Source organism: Pseudovibrio japonicus, assembly GCF_014651595.1.
Classification (GTDB): domain Bacteria; phylum Pseudomonadota; class Alphaproteobacteria; order Rhizobiales; family Stappiaceae; genus Pseudovibrio; species Pseudovibrio japonicus.
In genome coordinates this window covers 244385-262988 of the sequence record NZ_BMXE01000008.1, presented here as the reverse complement: position 1 = coordinate 262988, position 18604 = coordinate 244385, and the positions used below count along the sequence as shown (strand labels likewise).

12 protein-coding genes are annotated in these 18604 nt (G+C 49.7%); 5 read left to right on the top strand and 7 right to left on the bottom strand.

All coding sequences use genetic code 11. The features are described from left to right. The 3 genes from IE076_RS19600 to IE076_RS19590 all read right to left on the bottom strand — a co-directional run. Positions 1-3534: hypothetical protein (locus IE076_RS19600; RefSeq protein WP_189438477.1), on the bottom strand; the 3534-nt coding region annotated here is incomplete at its 3' end. Between the two features lie 63 nt (positions 3535-3597). After that, positions 3598-5313, bottom strand: coding sequence for a Hint domain-containing protein (locus IE076_RS19595; RefSeq protein WP_189438476.1), 1716 nt, complete (start codon positions 5311-5313; stop codon positions 3598-3600). Between the two features lie 16 nt (positions 5314-5329). Then, positions 5330-5677 (bottom strand): hypothetical protein, encoded by a 348-nt coding sequence (locus tag IE076_RS19590; protein WP_189438475.1) that lies wholly within the window; start codon positions 5675-5677, stop codon positions 5330-5332. A 1011-nt stretch (positions 5678-6688) separates the two neighbouring features. Here IE076_RS19590 and IE076_RS19585 point away from each other — a divergent pair. Then, positions 6689-7177 (top strand): (2Fe-2S)-binding protein, encoded by a 489-nt coding sequence (locus tag IE076_RS19585; RefSeq protein WP_189438474.1) that lies wholly within the window; start codon positions 6689-6691, stop codon positions 7175-7177. Beyond that, positions 7174-9282, top strand: coding sequence for a molybdopterin cofactor-binding domain-containing protein (locus IE076_RS19580; protein WP_189438473.1), 2109 nt, complete (start codon positions 7174-7176; stop codon positions 9280-9282). Before IE076_RS19585 ends, IE076_RS19580 begins: the two co-directional genes overlap by 4 nt. 609 nt (positions 9283-9891) lie before the next feature. Here IE076_RS19580 and IE076_RS19575 read toward each other — a convergent pair. Further along, positions 9892-11346: a GntP family permease gene (locus tag IE076_RS19575; RefSeq protein ID WP_189438472.1), complete on the bottom strand. Its 1455-nt coding sequence runs from the start codon at positions 11344-11346 to the stop codon at positions 9892-9894. Positions 11347-11549: 203 nt separating this feature from the next. Beyond that, positions 11550-12359 (bottom strand): class II aldolase/adducin family protein, encoded by an 810-nt coding sequence (locus IE076_RS19570; RefSeq protein WP_189438471.1) that lies wholly within the window; start codon positions 12357-12359, stop codon positions 11550-11552. A gap of 260 nt (positions 12360-12619) precedes the next feature. On the opposite strand from IE076_RS19570, the gene IE076_RS19565 reads away from it, so the two are divergent. After that, entirely contained in the window at positions 12620-13567 is a 948-nt protein-coding gene (locus IE076_RS19565; RefSeq protein ID WP_189438470.1) for a LysR family transcriptional regulator, read from the top strand. A 594-nt stretch (positions 13568-14161) separates the two neighbouring features. Here IE076_RS19565 and IE076_RS19560 read toward each other — a convergent pair. Further along, positions 14162-14419: a mannan-binding lectin gene (locus IE076_RS19560; RefSeq protein WP_189438469.1), complete on the bottom strand. Its 258-nt coding sequence runs from the start codon at positions 14417-14419 to the stop codon at positions 14162-14164. A 522-nt stretch (positions 14420-14941) separates the two neighbouring features. Here IE076_RS19560 and IE076_RS19555 point away from each other — a divergent pair. Both IE076_RS19555 and IE076_RS19550 read left to right on the top strand, forming a co-directional pair. Next, on the top strand, positions 14942-16300 hold the full coding sequence (locus IE076_RS19555; RefSeq protein WP_209009305.1) for an NfeD family protein: 1359 nt from the start codon (positions 14942-14944) through the stop codon (positions 16298-16300). Beyond that, positions 16297-17070 carry a slipin family protein gene (locus IE076_RS19550; protein WP_189438467.1) on the top strand — a complete coding sequence of 258 codons (774 nt, stop codon included), beginning with the start codon at positions 16297-16299 and terminating at the stop codon, positions 17068-17070. Before IE076_RS19555 ends, IE076_RS19550 begins: the two co-directional genes overlap by 4 nt. Positions 17071-17196: 126 nt before the next feature. Here the strand turns inward: IE076_RS19550 and IE076_RS19545 are convergent, their stop codons facing one another. Next, entirely contained in the window at positions 17197-18537 is a 1341-nt protein-coding gene (locus tag IE076_RS19545) for a phospholipase C/P1 nuclease family protein (protein ID WP_189438466.1), read from the bottom strand. Positions 18538-18604: the final 67 nt, after the last annotated feature.

Genomic DNA, 18604 nt, shown 5'->3' with positions numbered 1-18604 from the left:
CCAACCAGCCCCGACAACAAAATCATTTAGTGTGAGTTCAATCTGCTCAAATGCGATCCCATCTTCTCCACCATGGAGAGTGTCATCACCTGCACGACGGTTGTCTGTGATAAACTGGAAATCATCTGTATGCAGTTCTGCTTTGTCGACGCCGCTAAGAGTTACTGAATTACCGTCATTGAGCGTAATTACAGCATTGTTCCCGTCATTGCTTGTTGCGGCAAGCACTGCGTCGAAATCTGCAAAGATATGGGTATCAAAGCGAATGACATCATCAGACCCTGCTCCAGCTACAAAATCTGTAATCTGGTCGTTCCCAAAGGATGAACCGGACAACACGAAAGTATCACTTCCAGCGCCTCCTGACAGCTCATCGTCACCTGCACCACCATCAATAACGTTTTGGAGAGCGTCGCCTGAGATAATGTCATTATGTTTCGAGCCCTCAACATTCTCGATATTTCTTAGGGTGTCACCTTGCCATTCCTGCTGGTCATCGAAACTCGCACCCAACTCTAGTTGGTCCGCACTATTCGTTGACAGATCAATCCGTACAGAACCCTTGGACGAAGCATATGACACTTTATCTATTCCTGCCCCTCCATCCATGTAATCACTTCCTTCACCTCCATCCAGAACATCATTTCCTGCTCTGGAAACAAGAAAGTCATTACCAGACCCACCTGTCAGTATCTCCTCCCTACTGGTGCCCTCAAGCCAGTCATTTAAGGATGTCCCTTCCAAGATTGACTCATCTGCAATCAGCATTTTTCCATCAAGGGCATCGAGCCGCATTTCAAATCCATCAGCAAAGCGTACGACCTCGATACCTTGCGTCACAGAACGCCAGTCGCGGATTGTAATCAAATCCTCAAGTTCGTTCAGCGGTGCATCCGCCTCAAGCACGTAGATGGAAAGGTTATTATCAATCTCACGAAGTGTAACATCTCCCGCGAGCAGGTCAGGTAGGAACAGGACATCACTATCACTGATACCATCGTCATAAATCGTATCCTTACCGCCACCGCGAGTATAGATATAGGTATCATTTCCTTCACCACCCAATAGCTCTTCAGAGCCATCGGTGCTCGTTAACGTATCAGCTTCTTCACTTCCACGAATGACAGCGGTGCCCACAATACGACCGCCCTCAGCAACCATCAAATTGGTTAGTTCATAGCCATCGGAGAATGTTAGTTTCTCAATTCTGTTCTCAAGCTTCACCCAGTCAGTGATGGTGACAACGTCACTGATCAGGGTTAGATCAGAGGCAAATTCGCCATTGCTCCCCAGGTAGATGCGCAGATCATCCCCTTCAACTTTGAACAGCAGGTCGTCCAGTGTGATCTCAGGTCCAAAGGCAAGTTCATCTGAACCGTGGCTATCGATGATCGTATCTTTGCCATCACCGCGGTTGAAGACATAAGTATCGTTATCCTGGCCACCTTGCAGGATATCGTCACCCTGACCTCCGATCAGCACGTCATCTCCAGAACCACCAATGAGCGTGTCATCCCCTTGGTAGCCTTCAATCCGGTCATTTCCCCCAGCACCATCAATGGTGTCGTGGTTTTCGCCTGCAATGAAGATATTGTCATTTTCATTGCCTGTAATGTTATGGCTTTTGTCGAGATCAAGCTCTGCGGCAGCCAGCAAGGTCGCCACCCAACCAGTCGCAAACGCACTGTTTGGCTCGTTAGAGATCAATGCGTCAATGGCGTCTTTGTTGTCCAGGTATTTGCGGTAGTCGTTCGCAATCTGTGCCTGGCGTAGATATTCAGCAACACCCTCAGTCGTGCGAGGATCGATTGAGGAATATACAATCTTATCACCAATACCATTGCCGAGCTGGGTTACACCGTTCTTCCAGTTCTCATGAGTCGTGACTTTGATCAGGTCTCCATCGGTGAAGACCAGATTCTGCAGGTTCTGGAATATTGCTGCCCGCACCATGCCCGCAGTGTCTTTCCCATGAATCAATACACGTTGGTCATCGGTGTAACGGTTGAGGTTCAGCTTAAAATCATCCCAGCCTTCAGGGTTATCGCTGTGATGATAGCCAAAGACGTGGTGCGAATTTGCCATTGCCCAGTTGGCATCTCCACCAATATCGTCAATAACAGCATGCATGGTTGCTTTGTAGGCTTCTTCCATGCCAAGAACGACGTCTCTGATCTCACTGGTTGATTCTTTAGAAAACCCGGTGATGGAAACGATCTCATCGTTTGCATCATCAAAGTGTTGGTCACGATAATACGCAGGGTGATCCCCAAACCACTTATCAAACTGGTCTGAAAGAGCACCACCAAACCATCGGTCAACGGTTTCAAATATAAATGAGCCGGCCACTGTGCCGACAAAGGCCCCAATACCTGGCAGGATCAAGGTCGTCAAGAATGTGGTGACAGCCGTTGCAGTACCACCTGCGACTAAGCTTGCAACAGAGTTGATGACCGTTTGCGTGGTAGCCCAGGCCGAAGCTGCTGCCGAACCAACTGACGAGAAAACACTTTCGCCAATAGAGTCGATTTCGACGACTTCTTCAGCTAGACTACGCCCAATATAACTACCTGCAGCTTTGACAAATGTGGCTGTCTCAAACCCGGCAAATAATTCGTCAATGTCTAGCCCGCCTGTCCAGGCCTCAACATCGGTTAGATTGGAATATAGCTGTTGAGAGATAGTATTCCCGGCTGTGGTGAAAGCTCCTGCAGCGAACCCTTCCAGACCGATTGATTCAACAAGCTCCCCCATCAACAGCGATGAGAAGTAGCCGGTGACCTGACCCTCTAGGTTCAAGACAAGCTCTTGGCCAAAATTGTTGAGAGTGTAATCTGTTAGGATGCTTTCCAGCACACCGATGGTTGTATCGGTAGCATCGGCGGTTACATATTTGATCGAACTTTGCAAAAATTGGCCAAAATTCTGCCCAATCGTGCCCAGGATGGTTGAGTAACCTATCTTGGCGAACGCGTTATCTCCAGCAATCAGAGCACCAAACTGTGACCCGAGTGTCGTTCCAACTTCCGATCCATACTGTATGCCTCCATCTTTAAAGTCGATCAGCCGGACATCTTTAACCTCATTCGTCTCCTTATCATAGGTCGTGACGGCCTTCAGGGTAAGGTCAGAGTTATCGTAGGTGACCGTTCGTTCTTTGCGAATGGTGTCGCTGCCAGGATCAAATCCGGTCCCGGTCTCCACCACATACCCGCCATCAGGCATGCTATAGGTCATCTTTTGATGACCGTTTTCATCTGAGGGGAAATATCTCACATTGCCCGCCCCATCAGGCAGATAGTCAAGCAATGATGTATTGTGAACGCGAATGCCACCAGCAATATAGGTATGCGTGCCCTCAACCTCAAAGTTATAGGTGACATACGATTGCTCATCGTCAGCCAGGTGCGACACGGAAGTGCCATTTGACCGCTTAACGATCATGTCAGGCAAAGAGGCAACTATAGAGTTTAAAACAGGGCGGCAGTCAAAGGCTGGAGCAGGCGCACCAGTAAGTTCAAGGGGCTTTGTCATGAGATATATGCAGTGCGTCAGGGGCTCTCAAACCGAGTACCCCGGGAAAACAGAAAATGGATCTTAGTGTGATTTGGGTTGCAAGCTGAGCGGAATATTAGGTTCGCCAGAAGCAACCTGTGCCGTGCTTCGGGTCACAATCTTACGCGTTGCGCCCAAACCCTCAGCACTGAAGTTGGAGGACCGTCCCTCCCACTCACCAGCCTCATAGATTTCCTTCAAGCTGACTTGCGAGCGCTGAAGCACATAATCTTCTGGAGCTGGCAGGCTTTCAGTGAACATCCAATGGAATGGCAACAGGGCGTCTGATCCGCTCAGCTTGATATAACCATCGGCGGTCAGCTCCCCGCCAGCTGCTTTGATCACATCCAGCATGCAGATGTCGCAGCCATCGTCCAAGATGAAACGGGATCCGGCGCGGATCTGAGCTTTTTCCCTGATTGCAACAGTGCCATCTGCCTGGCGCTCACCGGTAACCGTCCACAGCAGAACATCGCCCTCACTGCTAACAGCACAGCCAGTGGCAGCACGGATCATCGAGCCGTCAGTTTGAACCACTGCACCATCGGTGCGCAAGATATCAATGATCGGTACATGCTGACCGGCAAACTCGCCATCACCACAGAAGGTGACGTGTCCAGGTGTCACCATCAGGCCAAAGACATCCAGGATATGTTTCGACTGGTTGCGGAAGACCTTGGACACACGACTGGCAACCAACTCCCCAGCAGCATTATACGATTGCACCTCGTCCCCAACAATAATCTCCTCAATTGGCTTCTCGCTACCGTCTGGCAGCAAAATTGGAGTGCCTGCAAGGAAACAACTCGCATCGCTATTTTTGAGACCTGAGAGAAATGCTTGCTTCATCTCCCCTTCAGAAAAACGGTTGATCAAGCTGATTGCCTCGTCAACAGAGATTTCACCGTTATCTATGCTCTCTTTTAATGAGTCTTCGATCTTCTTATGATCAATATCTGAAACAGGTTTCGGTCGAGGGGTAACTTCGATTCCTGATAAGTCAGGATACTTTCCCTCATCTGCAATTATTTGCTCAAACTCAATACGCATCCCATCCAGCAAATTAGTATTAATGTTAGCGTTTGCCGATGCTTCTAATAGTTTCTCTACAACCTCCTGAGGTAAAGTTTCTAGATCTGAACTCGTCTGCATCTTAAATGAAAGCGATACTTCCCCATCGATCTTATTTATAGGAGATGAAATATCTACATCAGCTTTCTGAAGAGCCGTTTCGCCCTCCCACCAAGGGTTCAAATCCAGGCTAATTTCATTGTTGAATTCATAGCCGACTGCGTGCCTGACCGTAACATTTAAAAAGATCTCATTGTTAGATCCAACTGTTGCCTGTCCTGTCACCGCGAATGATGAAGTTCCTAGCGCTGCATCTCCAAAAGGTTCAAGAGAAGCCCCTTGAAAGTTCACCTCGAAACTCTCTCCTTCTGAAAGGCTGTACGCATTAACTTCTATATATTCGTCAAAATCAAAAAATAGATTATCGCCGCTTCCAAAAACGGTATCATCAAATTCTGCGGTGAACCCCATAATGGCATTAGGGGTAATGCGGTGTTCAAAGTCCTGCAAGTTGAACTGCTCAACACCAAATTCACCCAACATGTATCTAGCAATTTGGTCTTTTGCTTGTGGGAGTGTTGCATCAATATTGTTAAAGCCAGTAAAAATTGAAGTAGCTCTTAGAAAGAGCAATGCGTCATTGGCCTCAACACGCTGGCCAAAAGTTAAGCGTTCCCAAACACTCATTGTTTTGTATTCCAATTTAGTTATTTATTTCAATAATTATGCCGCAGGTCGAAACAAACACACGACCAACATCGTACTTTCCGTCCCCCTTCAAGATGTACTTGACGAAGAAGCCTAGACGGCCGCGCAAATTACTTGTTACTTCCTCACGTTCCATCAGGATTACATTAATTCGGCCTCCAAATTTTTGCATGGTCCATAATTTAACCACGCCGGTTGTGGCTTCAGCACTATTAATCCCATTTTTGCAAGCTTTTACTTTATTAATATCATTGACATTTTTGATGCTCGACACCTCAATGTGAGCTAAAGCTGGTGCCGGGATACACAGTAGCCCTAGCAGCACGATGGCAATTTTTCTCATTTTTTTCTTCCTAACTGATGCCAGTTACTTCGATTTCCGGGTTATCTAGATGTGCTCACCGGACAAATCTGTCTTACCTTGCTCGCTCAGGCCCCTCGAGCTATTATGGATCGGTTTTCTTACCTTTAGTGATTCCGTATCTTATGGTGTAAGGCATACGCTGTTAACGATATTTGATGCGGAAAATTAGCAGTAGCGAAAGAATGTGCAACGACGCATAAGTTGAATGGATTGCGTAGGGCTATTGATCCACAAGTTCCAAACCCAAGTTGATTTGTCTTGAACTCATATTGCATAAGCCTAAGTCACCTCCATGTACTCTTCGGTAAACGGAACAGCGTTGCCAATTACACTGTAAGTGAGCCCGGTGGCCTTCTAGACAATGCGCGCTGCATCCTTCACATCCACATCCTGCTTTAGTGATTGCCCTGGCCTTTGCGAAGGACGTGCGTCACTTCAATTGCCCTTTTTAGGGGCGATATCTGATTGGCTCAAACAAACAGGTCTACTCAGCATTTACAGCTTTGATCATCGAATTGATCGCAAAATCCTACCCACAACTGACGGTGCTTGGTTGCCAGGATATTCTCCTGTCGCCATGATCAAAGCCTAGTTGTCAAGGACGCTATTTTTCTGTCGACGGGGATTATCTTAGCGAGGAAACCAAAGTTCCGGCGATGTGATATTACAAACTTTATTGTTCCAAATACCATCAACCTTACAAACTTTATTATACCGTCACATGTATGTATAATAATTTCTGCACACTAACATCTTCAAACCCTTTAGCCCAACAAAGCGAAAACAAGGCTCCGTTGCATCTTTTGAGGTAAGACACAAATAGCCTTGCCCCTTTTTGCCTGAGTTGCTGCCAAATACGCGTGCTCTGCGAGTGTCTCAATAGCGTTAGCAAACAACTGGTATCTCCCCGAACATGCCCCCGAAACTGATGACTTGAAATCGGCCCAATCGGTTGCAACAGTGCTTTCAAGACGTGCGCCTGGAGGTCAAATGGTTTCGCCGGTTACGCCAAAAGATTTGAAGTTGAAGGTCAATGGCATCGAAAGGTCAATCCCAACCGACTGTGACACTCCGCTTTTATACGTGCTACGGGAAGATTTTGGACTGAAAGGCACGAGATTTGGGTGTGGCACCGGCGGCTGTGGTGCCTGTACTGTTATCGCTGATGGCAAGGCCGTCACCTCCTGTGACCTGCCAGCATCCGCGTTTGCAGGCCAGACCATAGAAACGGTTGAAACCCTCGCAACCGGGGGAGATCATCCGCTCTTAACGGCCGTGCTAAAGCTTCAAGCGGCGCAGTGCTGCTACTGCCTACCGGGCATTTTAATGGCCGCAAAAGCGTTACTGGACGACGACCCCTCTCCCACCCGTGAAAGAATTGTAAGTGCGCTTGACGGCAATCTATGCCGCTGCGGCGCGCACCCAAGAATTATCCGGGCTATTACCGAGGCTGCCGCCGAGACGGGAGGCGCAAAATGAGCCCACGACCAGCCTTCCAGTCAGCTCCTCACCTTGGTGATTGGGTATCTATAGACCAAGACGGGGCAATTGTACTTTATTCCGGGCGTGTAGAGCTGGGTCAGGGCGCTTTGACAGCGATCCGGGCTATGGCAGCCGCAGAACTAGGGTGCCAGCCAGATGTAATAAGACTTCAAAGCGCACGAACAGATTTATCGCCGAATGAAGGCCCTACTGTCGGCAGTATGTCCATCGCCCAAGGCGGCTATGCCGTGCGTTTGGCAGCCGCAGCATTGCGCGAGCAGCTATTAATGATCGCAGAAGACCTGCTGCCTGCTGAACGAGAGGCATTGACACTTAAGGACGGGATTGTTTTTCACCACGGTGAGAAAACAGAGCTAACAGTCGGAGCCCTTGCGCACAAAGTTGACTACTCCCCCGCCCTTACGGAAGACGTAAAGATTTTGGGGAAGGGCCTTGTGAAGGCCATGGCACCACGACGGATCGGGCTGCGGGAGCGTTTGATCGGCACGCCGTTCCTTCACGACCTTGAGCCAGAAGGTTTGCTCTTCGGCGGCCCAATACATCCACCAACAATGACTAGCGAGTTGGTGGAAATTGATCTGGACGCCTTACGGGCTCGTCCCGGCGTTGTCGCGGTTATTCGGGATGGTAGTTTTTTGGGCGTTGTTACCGAAAGTTCCTATGAGACGGCAAGGGCCGTTCGCTGGGCACGAAACAATGCCAGATGGCGAGAAACTGCAACAGCTCCTGATGATTACATGCAGGCGCTTGCCGGTGCTAACGAGCCTTTCAAACAAGGGTTTGCAAAGGGAGATGTGGAGGCTGTTCAAGGCCAACGCTATGAGACCAAGGTTTCACGCCCGTACCTGTCGCATGCCTCAATTGGCCCGTCGGCATCGCTGGCAACATGGCAAGAAGACAATCTGGAAGTTTACAGCCATAGCCAAAGCATTTTTGACCTGCGTGATGCGCTGGCAAATGTCTTTGCAATGGACCAAGAGCAGATCACGGTCATTCACCACCCCGGCGCGGGTTGTTATGGCCATAATGGCGCTGATGATGTTGCCCTTGATGCGGCCCTGCTGGCTAAGGCCGTTCCGGGACGGCCCGTGAAAGTCGTGTGGGATAGAGAGGACGAGTTCCGCCATGAGCCTATGGGAGCTGCTATGGTTTCTCATGCCTCAGCAATTCTACGAGCAGACGGGTCAATCGCTGCTATGTCGGTTGAGGTAACCTCACCACCCCACGCTAACCGCCCGGGGTCCAGTGGTTTGCCTAATTTGCTGGCAGCCACATATCTCTCCAACAAGATGATATCGCCACAATCGCAGGATGTTCCTCTTGAGATCGGCGGTGGAGCAGACCGCAATGCCATCCCCATTTACGCAGTACCGAACATGAAGGTTAGCAAGCGCCTTGTGCACTCACTGCCCTATCGCACATCGGCACTGCGTAGCCTTGGTGCCTATTGCAATGTATATGGAATTGAAACCCTGATGGACCAAATCGCGCTGGCACGCGGCGAAGACCCAATAGCGTTCCGCCTCAGGCATCTGGACGACCCACGGGCGCGCGCAGTAATCGAAGCTGTTGCTGCCGATTCCAGAGCGATCCGCGAAGAAGATGCTGCAGAAGGAACAGGCTGGGGCATCGGCTTCGCGCGTTACAAAAACACCGAAGGCTACTGTGCTGTTGTTGCACACGTTCAGGTTAAGGACATCGTGCGCGTTACAGATTTATTTGCTGTTGTCGATGTCGGTGAAACAATTGATAAGGATGGCGTTCTTAATCAAGTGGAAGGCGGTATGGTTCAGGCCACGAGCTGGACCTTGAAAGAAGCTGTGACGGTTGACGGAACTCACGTCCAACCAGCGACCTGGAATGACTACGACATTTTGCGTTTCTCCGAAGTACCAAGAGTGAACGTCCGGATACTTGATCACGCTACCGAGCCGCCCGTGGGAGCTGGAGAACTCGCTCAGGGCCCGACCGCCGCCGCGATTGGCAATGCAGTGCGATCTGCCATCGGTATCGTAGTTCCCAACCTGCCAATCTCCAGAGATGCAGTCATAAAAGCAGCAATGGACGCTTCGAATGATTAGCCTGCACCTTGAAATGTTGTTATCGGCCACAAGACGCAATGGCGGATTGTAGATCTTAAGGATTTTGGATTTGCGTATATTCGAGCGTCTTTTTTCAGGCAATTCTCATCGGTGGCTTCTGTATGCTAGCGCTTCTAACCACGAGCTACAGTGCCGCCCAAACGGATCGGACAGACGCACTTATCCGCATCGATGGCCCTATCTGATCGGCCGCTGCTGATTATGTGGCAGGTGGCATCCAGTTTGGCGCGGAAGGTTCCTCTTTGGTGCTGCACTGCCCTTCCTCAAAGGTTCCCGAATGTGCGGATAAGTTGCGCGCGGAAGGGGCACAAATGATCACGATAACGCCGCTGGAGTACGTGTTCCACACCGCAAATCCCCTTTTTGAGCCTCTGGCCGCAAAAGTCGCCAAGTAAGACTTAAAGTGCTGATAAAAAACACAAAACGCACTCTGTAGTGGAGTGCGTTTTTTATTGAGCTGGTTTGCGCTATTTACGGGATATCTGCGTTGGTTTGGGAAACGGAGGACCTTCTGTCTGAGGCTCTAGATTACGCTCCGCATGGACAGTCAAAGCGACTTCACCCACCTCAGATTACTACTTCGACCACTTACTCTGCTGGCTTGACGCGATGCTGACGACCTGAAATGTATTTCCGCACCGCGAAGATAGCGAAAAGAACAATCAGAGGCGCAATAGGATCAATTATAGTTCCAGATTGCCCAAAAATGAGATTTACCAGCATAACGAGACTTCCGCCTGCCCCCCAGGCAGTCGTCGTCGTTAAGCTCCAAACTTTCATTTGGTCAGGTAAGTACTGCAAACCAATGTTACGCGTCACGACGTGGTAAAAAGAGTCGTTCAGGTGACTCAAGCTCAATGCCCCCACGCCACATGCCATTCCAGCAAACACCGGATCGATTCCTAGTGGTTCAACGAGTGGAGCTGTCATCGTGGCCGCTACAATCATTGCCGCCGTCGAGGACCCCTGCATTACTTTTAACAGGGAAGCAATTACGAATGGTACCAGTAACGGGGGAACACCGCTACTCAGGATCACGTCGGCCATATGTGCTCCTGCACCAGACTCGGATAGGACTGCGCCCATTGCTCCGCCTAGCCCAGTCACAACCAGTACCAAACCTGCACTGGCTAATGCGTGATCCATAGAATCAACCATCTCGGTACGTTTTACATGTCGAGTTAGCCCGTAAATCGCTATTAAAACGCCAATACCTACAGCGACCACTGGCGTTCCCACTAGTTGAATGACCCCATGGACAAAGCCATCGCCAGCACCAAAAAAAGTATTGATGAATATGAGGAGAATGGGAACAACAATCGGAGCAAAAGAGAGAAAATTCCCTGGAAGATGATGCTCTTGGACCTCTTCCAATTTCCTAACGCTCGCCCAATCAGCCTGCGATGTTATCCAATGGTCGCCATCGGGGATAAGGAAGTGATCCTTACTCACTTTGCGAACATAAACAAGTGCCAAGAAAAACATCGCAGCAGAAAAGAGTATCCCCCATAAGATAAATACACCAAGGTTCACTCCAAGGATTCCGGCAACAGCGAGTGGACCCGGAGTAGGCGGCAATAATGTACTGGATATCAAGAGGGCGATGCCGAGCGCAGCACCCAAGCCCACAACAGATTTACCCGAAGTATGAGAAATCGCCCGGACTAAAGAGTTCAAAATTATAAATGCAGAATCTGCAAATACCGGAATACTTACGATCAGTCCTGTCAATCCAAGGGCGATATCTTCGCGCCCCTTTCCGCAAATTTTGACAAAGGTTTTTGCCATACGCGTTGCGGCGCCAGAATGCTCAAAACAGCTCCCCATAATCACGCCCAGGGCAATGACTATGCCGATTGAACTTAAGGTATTACCAAACCCATTCTGGATATTAGTAACCAGTTCAGTCGGTTCCATTCCTGCAAAAAGCCCAATGATCAACATAGCGATGAGCATGGCAGGTGTAGCAGGAACGCGCGTCTTCGCAACCAAGATGATCATGGTTGCTATTCCGATGATTACTCCGAGTAAAACAACACCCACAACGTTTCTCCCATACGCTTTGGATTAATACGGTAATGTTCGGATAGGATAGCTGATATCGCCGAGCGGTATGACGTGAGCTTCTTTAGGTTTTCTTACGCAAAAAGCTGAGATTCTAATGTTTGTTGCTTTTTTGGGCTGGAACAGGATTTGCACTAACTTTGCGCAAATCCTGTTTACTTACCAATTTGGAGAAAATCCCATTAAGCCAACATGTCCGGATTTTCTGCTAAAGCTTCCTGATAGTGTGGTTGGAAATGTAGCCAGCCAATATATTCGCTGCCCACATGCTCGCGGCTATAACGCGCTTTATCAGGTGGCACCAGAACGGGTTTAATACCCGATGCTTCTATCAGAAGCTGTTGCTGACAGCACCTTTCCAGCGCCAAGAACCAGAAAGCCGCAGCATCAATACTATGGCGGCTGGCAGTCAGAAGGCCGTGATTGCGGTGAATAGCGGCTCTGTATTTGCCAAACGCAGCGGATACTTTTCCGCCTGCCTGAACCTCAACTGCCACTTTTCCAGCTTCCTCGTCGATGACACAATGGTCTTCAAAAAACGCAGCTGCATCCTGGCTGATTGGGTCCAACTCCCTGCCAGTTGCCGCCCAAGCTGTTCCGTAAATCGTGTGAGCATGGCACATAGCTAGAATATCAGGGTGCTCCTCGTGCACTGCGGCATGGAGTACGAACCCTGCCTGATTTATCGCATAATCTCCCTGGACAACATTACCTTTGTGGTCGGCCAAAATAAGGTTCGACATGTTCACCTTGGAAAAGGGAACCGCCATGGGATTAGTCCAGTAAAGGTCAGGATGTTCCGGGTCACGAATAGTGAGGTGTCCTGCAAAGCCGTAGTCAAATTTCTGTTTTGCAAACATACGACACGCGCCAACCAGGTGTTCCTTTCGGTAGCGTCTCTCTTCTTCGTGTGAAGAGAATGCTGGCATTTCAGGAAAGATCAGGTTTTGCTGTGTTGGCTCGTATAAAGAACGCTTAACAGGGGTATCCATTATTTACCTCAAAATTTGGTTGAACCTATCTCGTTACCGTAAAGTAAAATTAGAATACCGATGCAAACTTACTCGCAAAGTCAAATTATTCCGATATGACATATTCAATTTTGGAATATATGAGCTTATTTCTGCCGTAGAGTTGTCATTAATTCAAATTATGCGGGGTCTCACTGTTCTCTATTCTGAACACTATAATGAGACATCAAAGATAATGAATTCGCCCCGTTGAACTATCGGCATAATATCGTGGAGCGTAGATGAGTAACGACAAGTTTCGGCAAATGTTGATTTTCTCCGCAGTCATTGATGCTGGTGGATTCGCCGCCGCCGCAGAGCGACTGGGAACCAGCCAGTCAGCGGTCAGCAAAGGTATACGTGCGCTGGAAGATAGACTTGGCGCACCTCTACTTCAGCGCACAACGAGAGGACACTACCTTTCTGCCGAAGGTGAAAAGTACCTTGAAGACTGCCGTAGAATTCTGGAATTGGTCGACAGCGCGGAAGATAGTATCGCTTCGAGAAATATAGCCACCTCAGGACGAATAAAGATTAGCGCACCGGTCTCATTTGGGTTGGATCAAATCAACCCAATAATCCCGGCATTCATTGCAAATAATCCTAAGGTTGAAGTTGAGCTGTTACTGACAGACCGCCAGCAGAACCTGCTTCACGAAAACATCGATGTTGCAATCAGAATGGGAGATATGGAAGACTCTACGCATATACAACGAAAACTCTGCAACCTTGATCGCTTGGTAGTCGCCTCTCCCAAATATCTACAAAGATGCGGTGCTCCAGAAACTCCTGATGATCTTAAGTTGCATAATTGCCTGATGTGGACTGGCAATGCCCAGCACTTGAATATGTGGCCCTTCTTCGAAGGGGAGACCAAGGTCTTTGCCCGAGCTTCCGGAAACTTTCGATCCAACAATGGAATGACGCTAACAACCGCATGTCTGGATGGCATAGGCATCATGCGAATAGCGGAGCATTTCGCGATACCTTTGATTGAATCGGGAAAACTGGTTCAGTTACTAGCTGATTACCACAAGCCTGATAACCAGGCAGTACACATCGTTTACCTACCTGAGAAAAGAAACTTATCTAGAATCAAAGAGTTCGTGAATTTCTGCATCGAGCGGTTTAGAGAGCCTAACTGGATGCCCACGAATGACCGCAGTACGATGCACAAAGTGCAACTTTGACAAAGTCATGATCAGGCAACGTCTACTAAGGGCGCACGCGTCATCTAACCTATAGGCTGCAAGCGACTTTGTTTTTTTGGTAGGCAAACGAAGAATTTGAGGCGATCAAACTTATCCCCCTACACAGGCCGCACCAGTGCATTGCGTTTTGCCTCTACCACTTCGCGGCAGCAGCATTTTACGTTGTCTCTGGCCATTCCTATGGCTTACATGAAGGCATTAATGATGGTTGGCCCTACGAAGGCCCAGTTGCGTTTCTTCAGGCCTTTGTTGGTTTCTTAAGTGCTCGGAAACCGTCTTGCTCACAAAGTTTCCCATGCTCTGAGTTGGTCTGCGGAACGGAGGATTTGCTGGCTAAGCCACAGGTCATGGCCCAGCATAGATGGTCGAAGCGCTGTGGCACTCACACACTTTAGCAATGCAGAACACCGGAAACCCGAAAAGCGACCAGATAAGAAAGTCTGGAAGCCTAAGGGATTTCGCGGCTTTGACTTGCTATCTGCTTCAAATATGGAAAAGGCCCTCCTCTATTGGAGAGCCTTTTGCCCTTGGTAGGGTCTTGGATGCGGATACTGAGAAGAGCCGCCGGCCTGTTTAATCATCAGGATCATCAGGGAAATCAACGCCGCAAACAGACATCTCTCCGGGTATTGTTGTCGTCCATTGGCCGTTCCACGTACCTCCAGCCTCTGCCGCTACCTGCGGGCACTTTTCCTCGGCATCGAGTTGATTCCAAATTGGACCAGCCTCCACATCTTCAGTGTAGGCAAACGCCTGACCACCATACAAAACGGCGGCGACACTAGCAGCAATGAACAGAGGTATTTTCTTGTTGGCTTTTTGGTAGGTCATTTGGAGCTCCTAGGCACAAATACGCACCCAATCTAGATAGCCGATCAGAGCTGAGGTTCAACTGTATGCAGGCACAAACGCGAACAAATGCAGGTTACATTTATGTTATGAGAAGCCCCCATTAAAAGGCCCAGTTGGAAGTTAGCGCATGGTTGGTTTTTGGCCATTCCTATGGCTTACATGAAGGCATTAAGGGTGGTTGGCCCTACGAAGGCCCAGTCGCGTTTCTTCAGGTCTTTGTTGGTTTCTTAAGTGCTCAGAGACTGTCTTATTCACCAGTTTTTCCATTACCTGCGTTCTGTGTCAGTATTACCTCAGATAATTAGCTGAATTTTATATCTGCACTGCATGATGAATGGTGCTTACTACTGCGTTTCCTCAGTCAGGTTGCGCAGAGTTATATTTGGAGCCAACTTAAGAAACAGAACGCACCTTGAAATGTTGTTAGAAGCCACAGGAACGCAATGGCAGATTGCAAATCTTAAGAACTTAGGATTTGCGTGTGTTCGGTCGGTCTTTTTTCTGGCCATTCTCATCGCTGGCCTCTTCGTTTCTGCGTTTTTGACTGCAAGCTCCGGTGCTGCCCAAACGGATCGGACGGCCTCGCTCATCCGTATCGAAGGCGCTATTGGGCCGGCAACGGCTGACTATGTGGTACGTGGCATTCAATCCGCCGAGACCGATGGGGCTACGCTTGTCATCCTCACCTTGAACACCCCTGGCGGTCTCGACACCGCAATGCGCACCATCGTTCATGCCATTTTGGCCTCTCCGGTTCCTGTTGTTGGGTATGTTGCGCCGAGCGGTGCGCGTGCGGCCAGTGCCGGAACCTACATTCTATATGCAACCCACATCGCAGCTATGGCACCGGGAACCAATCTTGGTGCAGCAACGCCGGTTCAGGTGGGTGGTGGTTTTCCAGGCACAGGCGGCTCGGACAACAACGACGAGGATGGGGAGACAGATGCAGATTCAGATGCAGCCCCCTCCTCCTCCGACAAAGCTATCAGCGATGCGAAAGCCTATATCAAGAGCCTCGCTCAATTGAGGAACCGAAATGCAGAGTGGGCAGAACAGGCGGTCAGCGAAGCTGCCAGCCTAACGGCAGTCGATGCTCTGCAGGAAGGGGTCATAGACCTGATTGCCGATAATGACAGTGCTCTGCTTGCGCAAATAAACGGGCGGTCTGTTGAGCTGCCGGAAGGGCAGATTACCCTCGATACGGATGGTCTGACGATTGTTCAGGTGGAACCAGATTGGCGCACTGAGTTTCTTTCTGTCATCACCAATCCGAGTGTTGCCTATATCCTGTTTCTGATCGGCATCTACGGCATTGTGCTGGAGTTTTACAGTCCGGGCATTTTCATCGCGGGAATAACAGGTGTGATCTGCCTGCTTCTCGCGCTCTACGCCTTCCAGCTGCTGCCGGTCAACTATGCCGGACTGGCTCTCATTCTTGTGGGACTTGGCCTTATGGTCGCTGAAGCGTTTGCGCCCAGTTTCGGCGCGCTCGGCCTTGGCGGTGCCGTTGCCTTCGTGCTGGGTTCAATCATGCTAATCGACAGCGATACGCCAGAGATGGAAGTGTCCCCCGTGCTTATTGGCTCCATCGCAGTCGTGGCCGCCGGCTCTTTCTTCGTCACTCTCTATCTCCTCATGCGCTCGAGGGGCCGTGCCGTCGTGACAGGGCAGGAAGAAATGCTCAGCAGCACAGCCGTGGTTTTGGACTGGAGTGGAGGTAAGGGGCACGTCAGGGTTCACGGCGAAGTATGGCAGGCAGTCAGTACAGCGCCGCTCAGACCGGGCAACACCGTTGAAGTATCAGCTATTGAGGGTCTGACCCTCACCGTCTCTCCCCTTAAACGTGAGGACCAGTCATGAACGAACTGCTCAACTATTCCTGGACTTTGATTATCCTGATCCCGGTCCTGATTGTTTTCTCGGCATTAAAGATCTTGCGGGAGTATGAGCGCGGTGTGATCTTCCTGCTGGGGCGTTTCTGGAAGGTAAAAGGCCCGGGCCTGATCATCGTGCTTCCAGGCATCATGCAGATGGTCCGGGTGGATTTGCGCACGCGCGTTCTGGATGTGCCTGAGCAGGACGTCATTTCGCGGGACAATGTCTCCGTGAGAGTCAACGCTGTCGTGTATTTTCGCGCCGTGGATGCTGAGCGGGCGATCATACAGGTTGAGGATTTCCTTCAGGCGACGACCCAGCTGGCCCAGACAACCCTGCGCTCGGTCGCAGGCCAGCACGAACTTGACGAAATGCTTGCCTCAAGAGATCGGCTGAATGCCGATATTCAGCGTATCTTGGATGAACAGACGGAGACCTGGGGTATCAAGGTGTCAAATGTGGAGCTGAAGCACATCGACCTTGATGAACGCATGATCCGAGCCATCGCAAAGCAGGCAGAAGCAGAGCGGCTCCGCCGCGCCAAGGTCATCGACGCGCAGGGCGAGGAGCAAGCGGCAGAAAAATTTCTGGAAGCCGCCGGAATTCTCTCCCAGAACCAGCAAGCTATGCAACTGCGTTACCTGACCTCACTGCAAACAATCGCGAGCGATAGAAGCAATACGATTGTCTTTCCGATGCCAATGGAACTGATAAGCCGACTTGGCCTGAAGAGTGCTGCCGACGAGGAAAAATAGGAGGGTGTTTCTGAGCTATGCCGGCAGGGCCCTCCGATCATTCCGTAAGCATGGCTCGCTCGGGTGCTGCATCAAGCCGCAATGTTACGCTGCCGAAGCAGCGTAACTTGAGTGTAGATATTTTATCTAGTTCTTGCTCTGCAAGACTGACTTAACAAAGCTGCGTGTATTGGCATTATGATCATGCATGAGTTCGCCAACCATGTTCGTCATCTCTGACAATCCATCATGTCCATGCTCGTCCCTAATCAGCTCAACAACCTGCTCGATCTCTTCGCTACCGTCTACTTCGAAACTTGGATCACTCACCAATTTGGCAGGAACGAAACGTATAAGATAATCGGCCAACTTGTCTGATTTGTCATAGGACTTCTTGGCAAACACGTCGACAAAGGTGCTATCGGTGTATTCTACAGCCGGTGTTTGCTTTGTTAGTGCCTCAAGTACAACGCTGCTAGAATCTTGCTCCGCATATGCGTCGTTAATGATCACTGCCTGGAACTTTTCAGTAACGAAGTGACGATTTGAAAGCAACTGGATCGCATCAGTTTTGGCTTGAGGGAAGCCCATCACATCTTTTGTATTTGTCCAGATACTTGAGGCAGTACTTACGCCTGGCTGCAATGTGGCATGATAAGGCATTGACATGTCGCCAACATAGTGCAGCCCCCACCCCATGAAGCGCCAGCCCCAGTAATCATGCCCAGTACGGAAGGCATATTCAGCCAATGCTTTGTACATATGCACGCGATAATCAGGGAAGGTGTCATTCAGAAAAGGAGCTAGCGTATAGAGTATGCTTGCCTCATGATAAAAGGCCATATGAAATGGCGCCTGACTGCTGAACTCCACTGCTGGGTTGCCAAAAGCTTGCTCACCAAAGCCGTACATTTTGCCAGCTGGAGTGCCGTTGTCTTCAAACAGGCCGATATCAAGCCCATTGTCCGGGTCGTCATTTGCTGACGATAAGACTTCGAGCGGCGTGACCATGTCACCACTCTTGACCTCAACAAACCTCAATTTCTTGTAATCATTCAAGTTTGAATACACCGCAACTTCAGAGGCCTGCATAAGTCGGCGCCCTTGGGTATCTTGCGCTGGTAGAAGCTTAATATACGGCGTAAGAGGTGCCTCTGGATTAATTCGGATCGCGTGAATGAAGCTGAGGAGCAGATCCGAGCTATCTGCATCAAACGCGATGGCGTCAGGGCGCGGTTTATAATGAGGGAAGTTTTCGCGCAACCAAACTTCATTGGCTGCAAGCAAGTCTTCTAATCCCTGCGCTTCTGCCGTCACAAACTCAGTTAATGTTTCAACCGGCACTGGTGCTTGATCGGCGACTTCCGGCATCGACTGCAATACTGGATAAGTGATGAGATTGTGATCAGACCATGCGTTAGCATGACCCACAATGACCCCGTTAAGTAAAAGCGCAGACAGGGTTAACTTGACTTTTTTGATAAACATAGCAGCCCTTTTTAAACATACGTAATTCCACTCAATCAACACTTCCACTTTAAGTCAAGCATGCTCA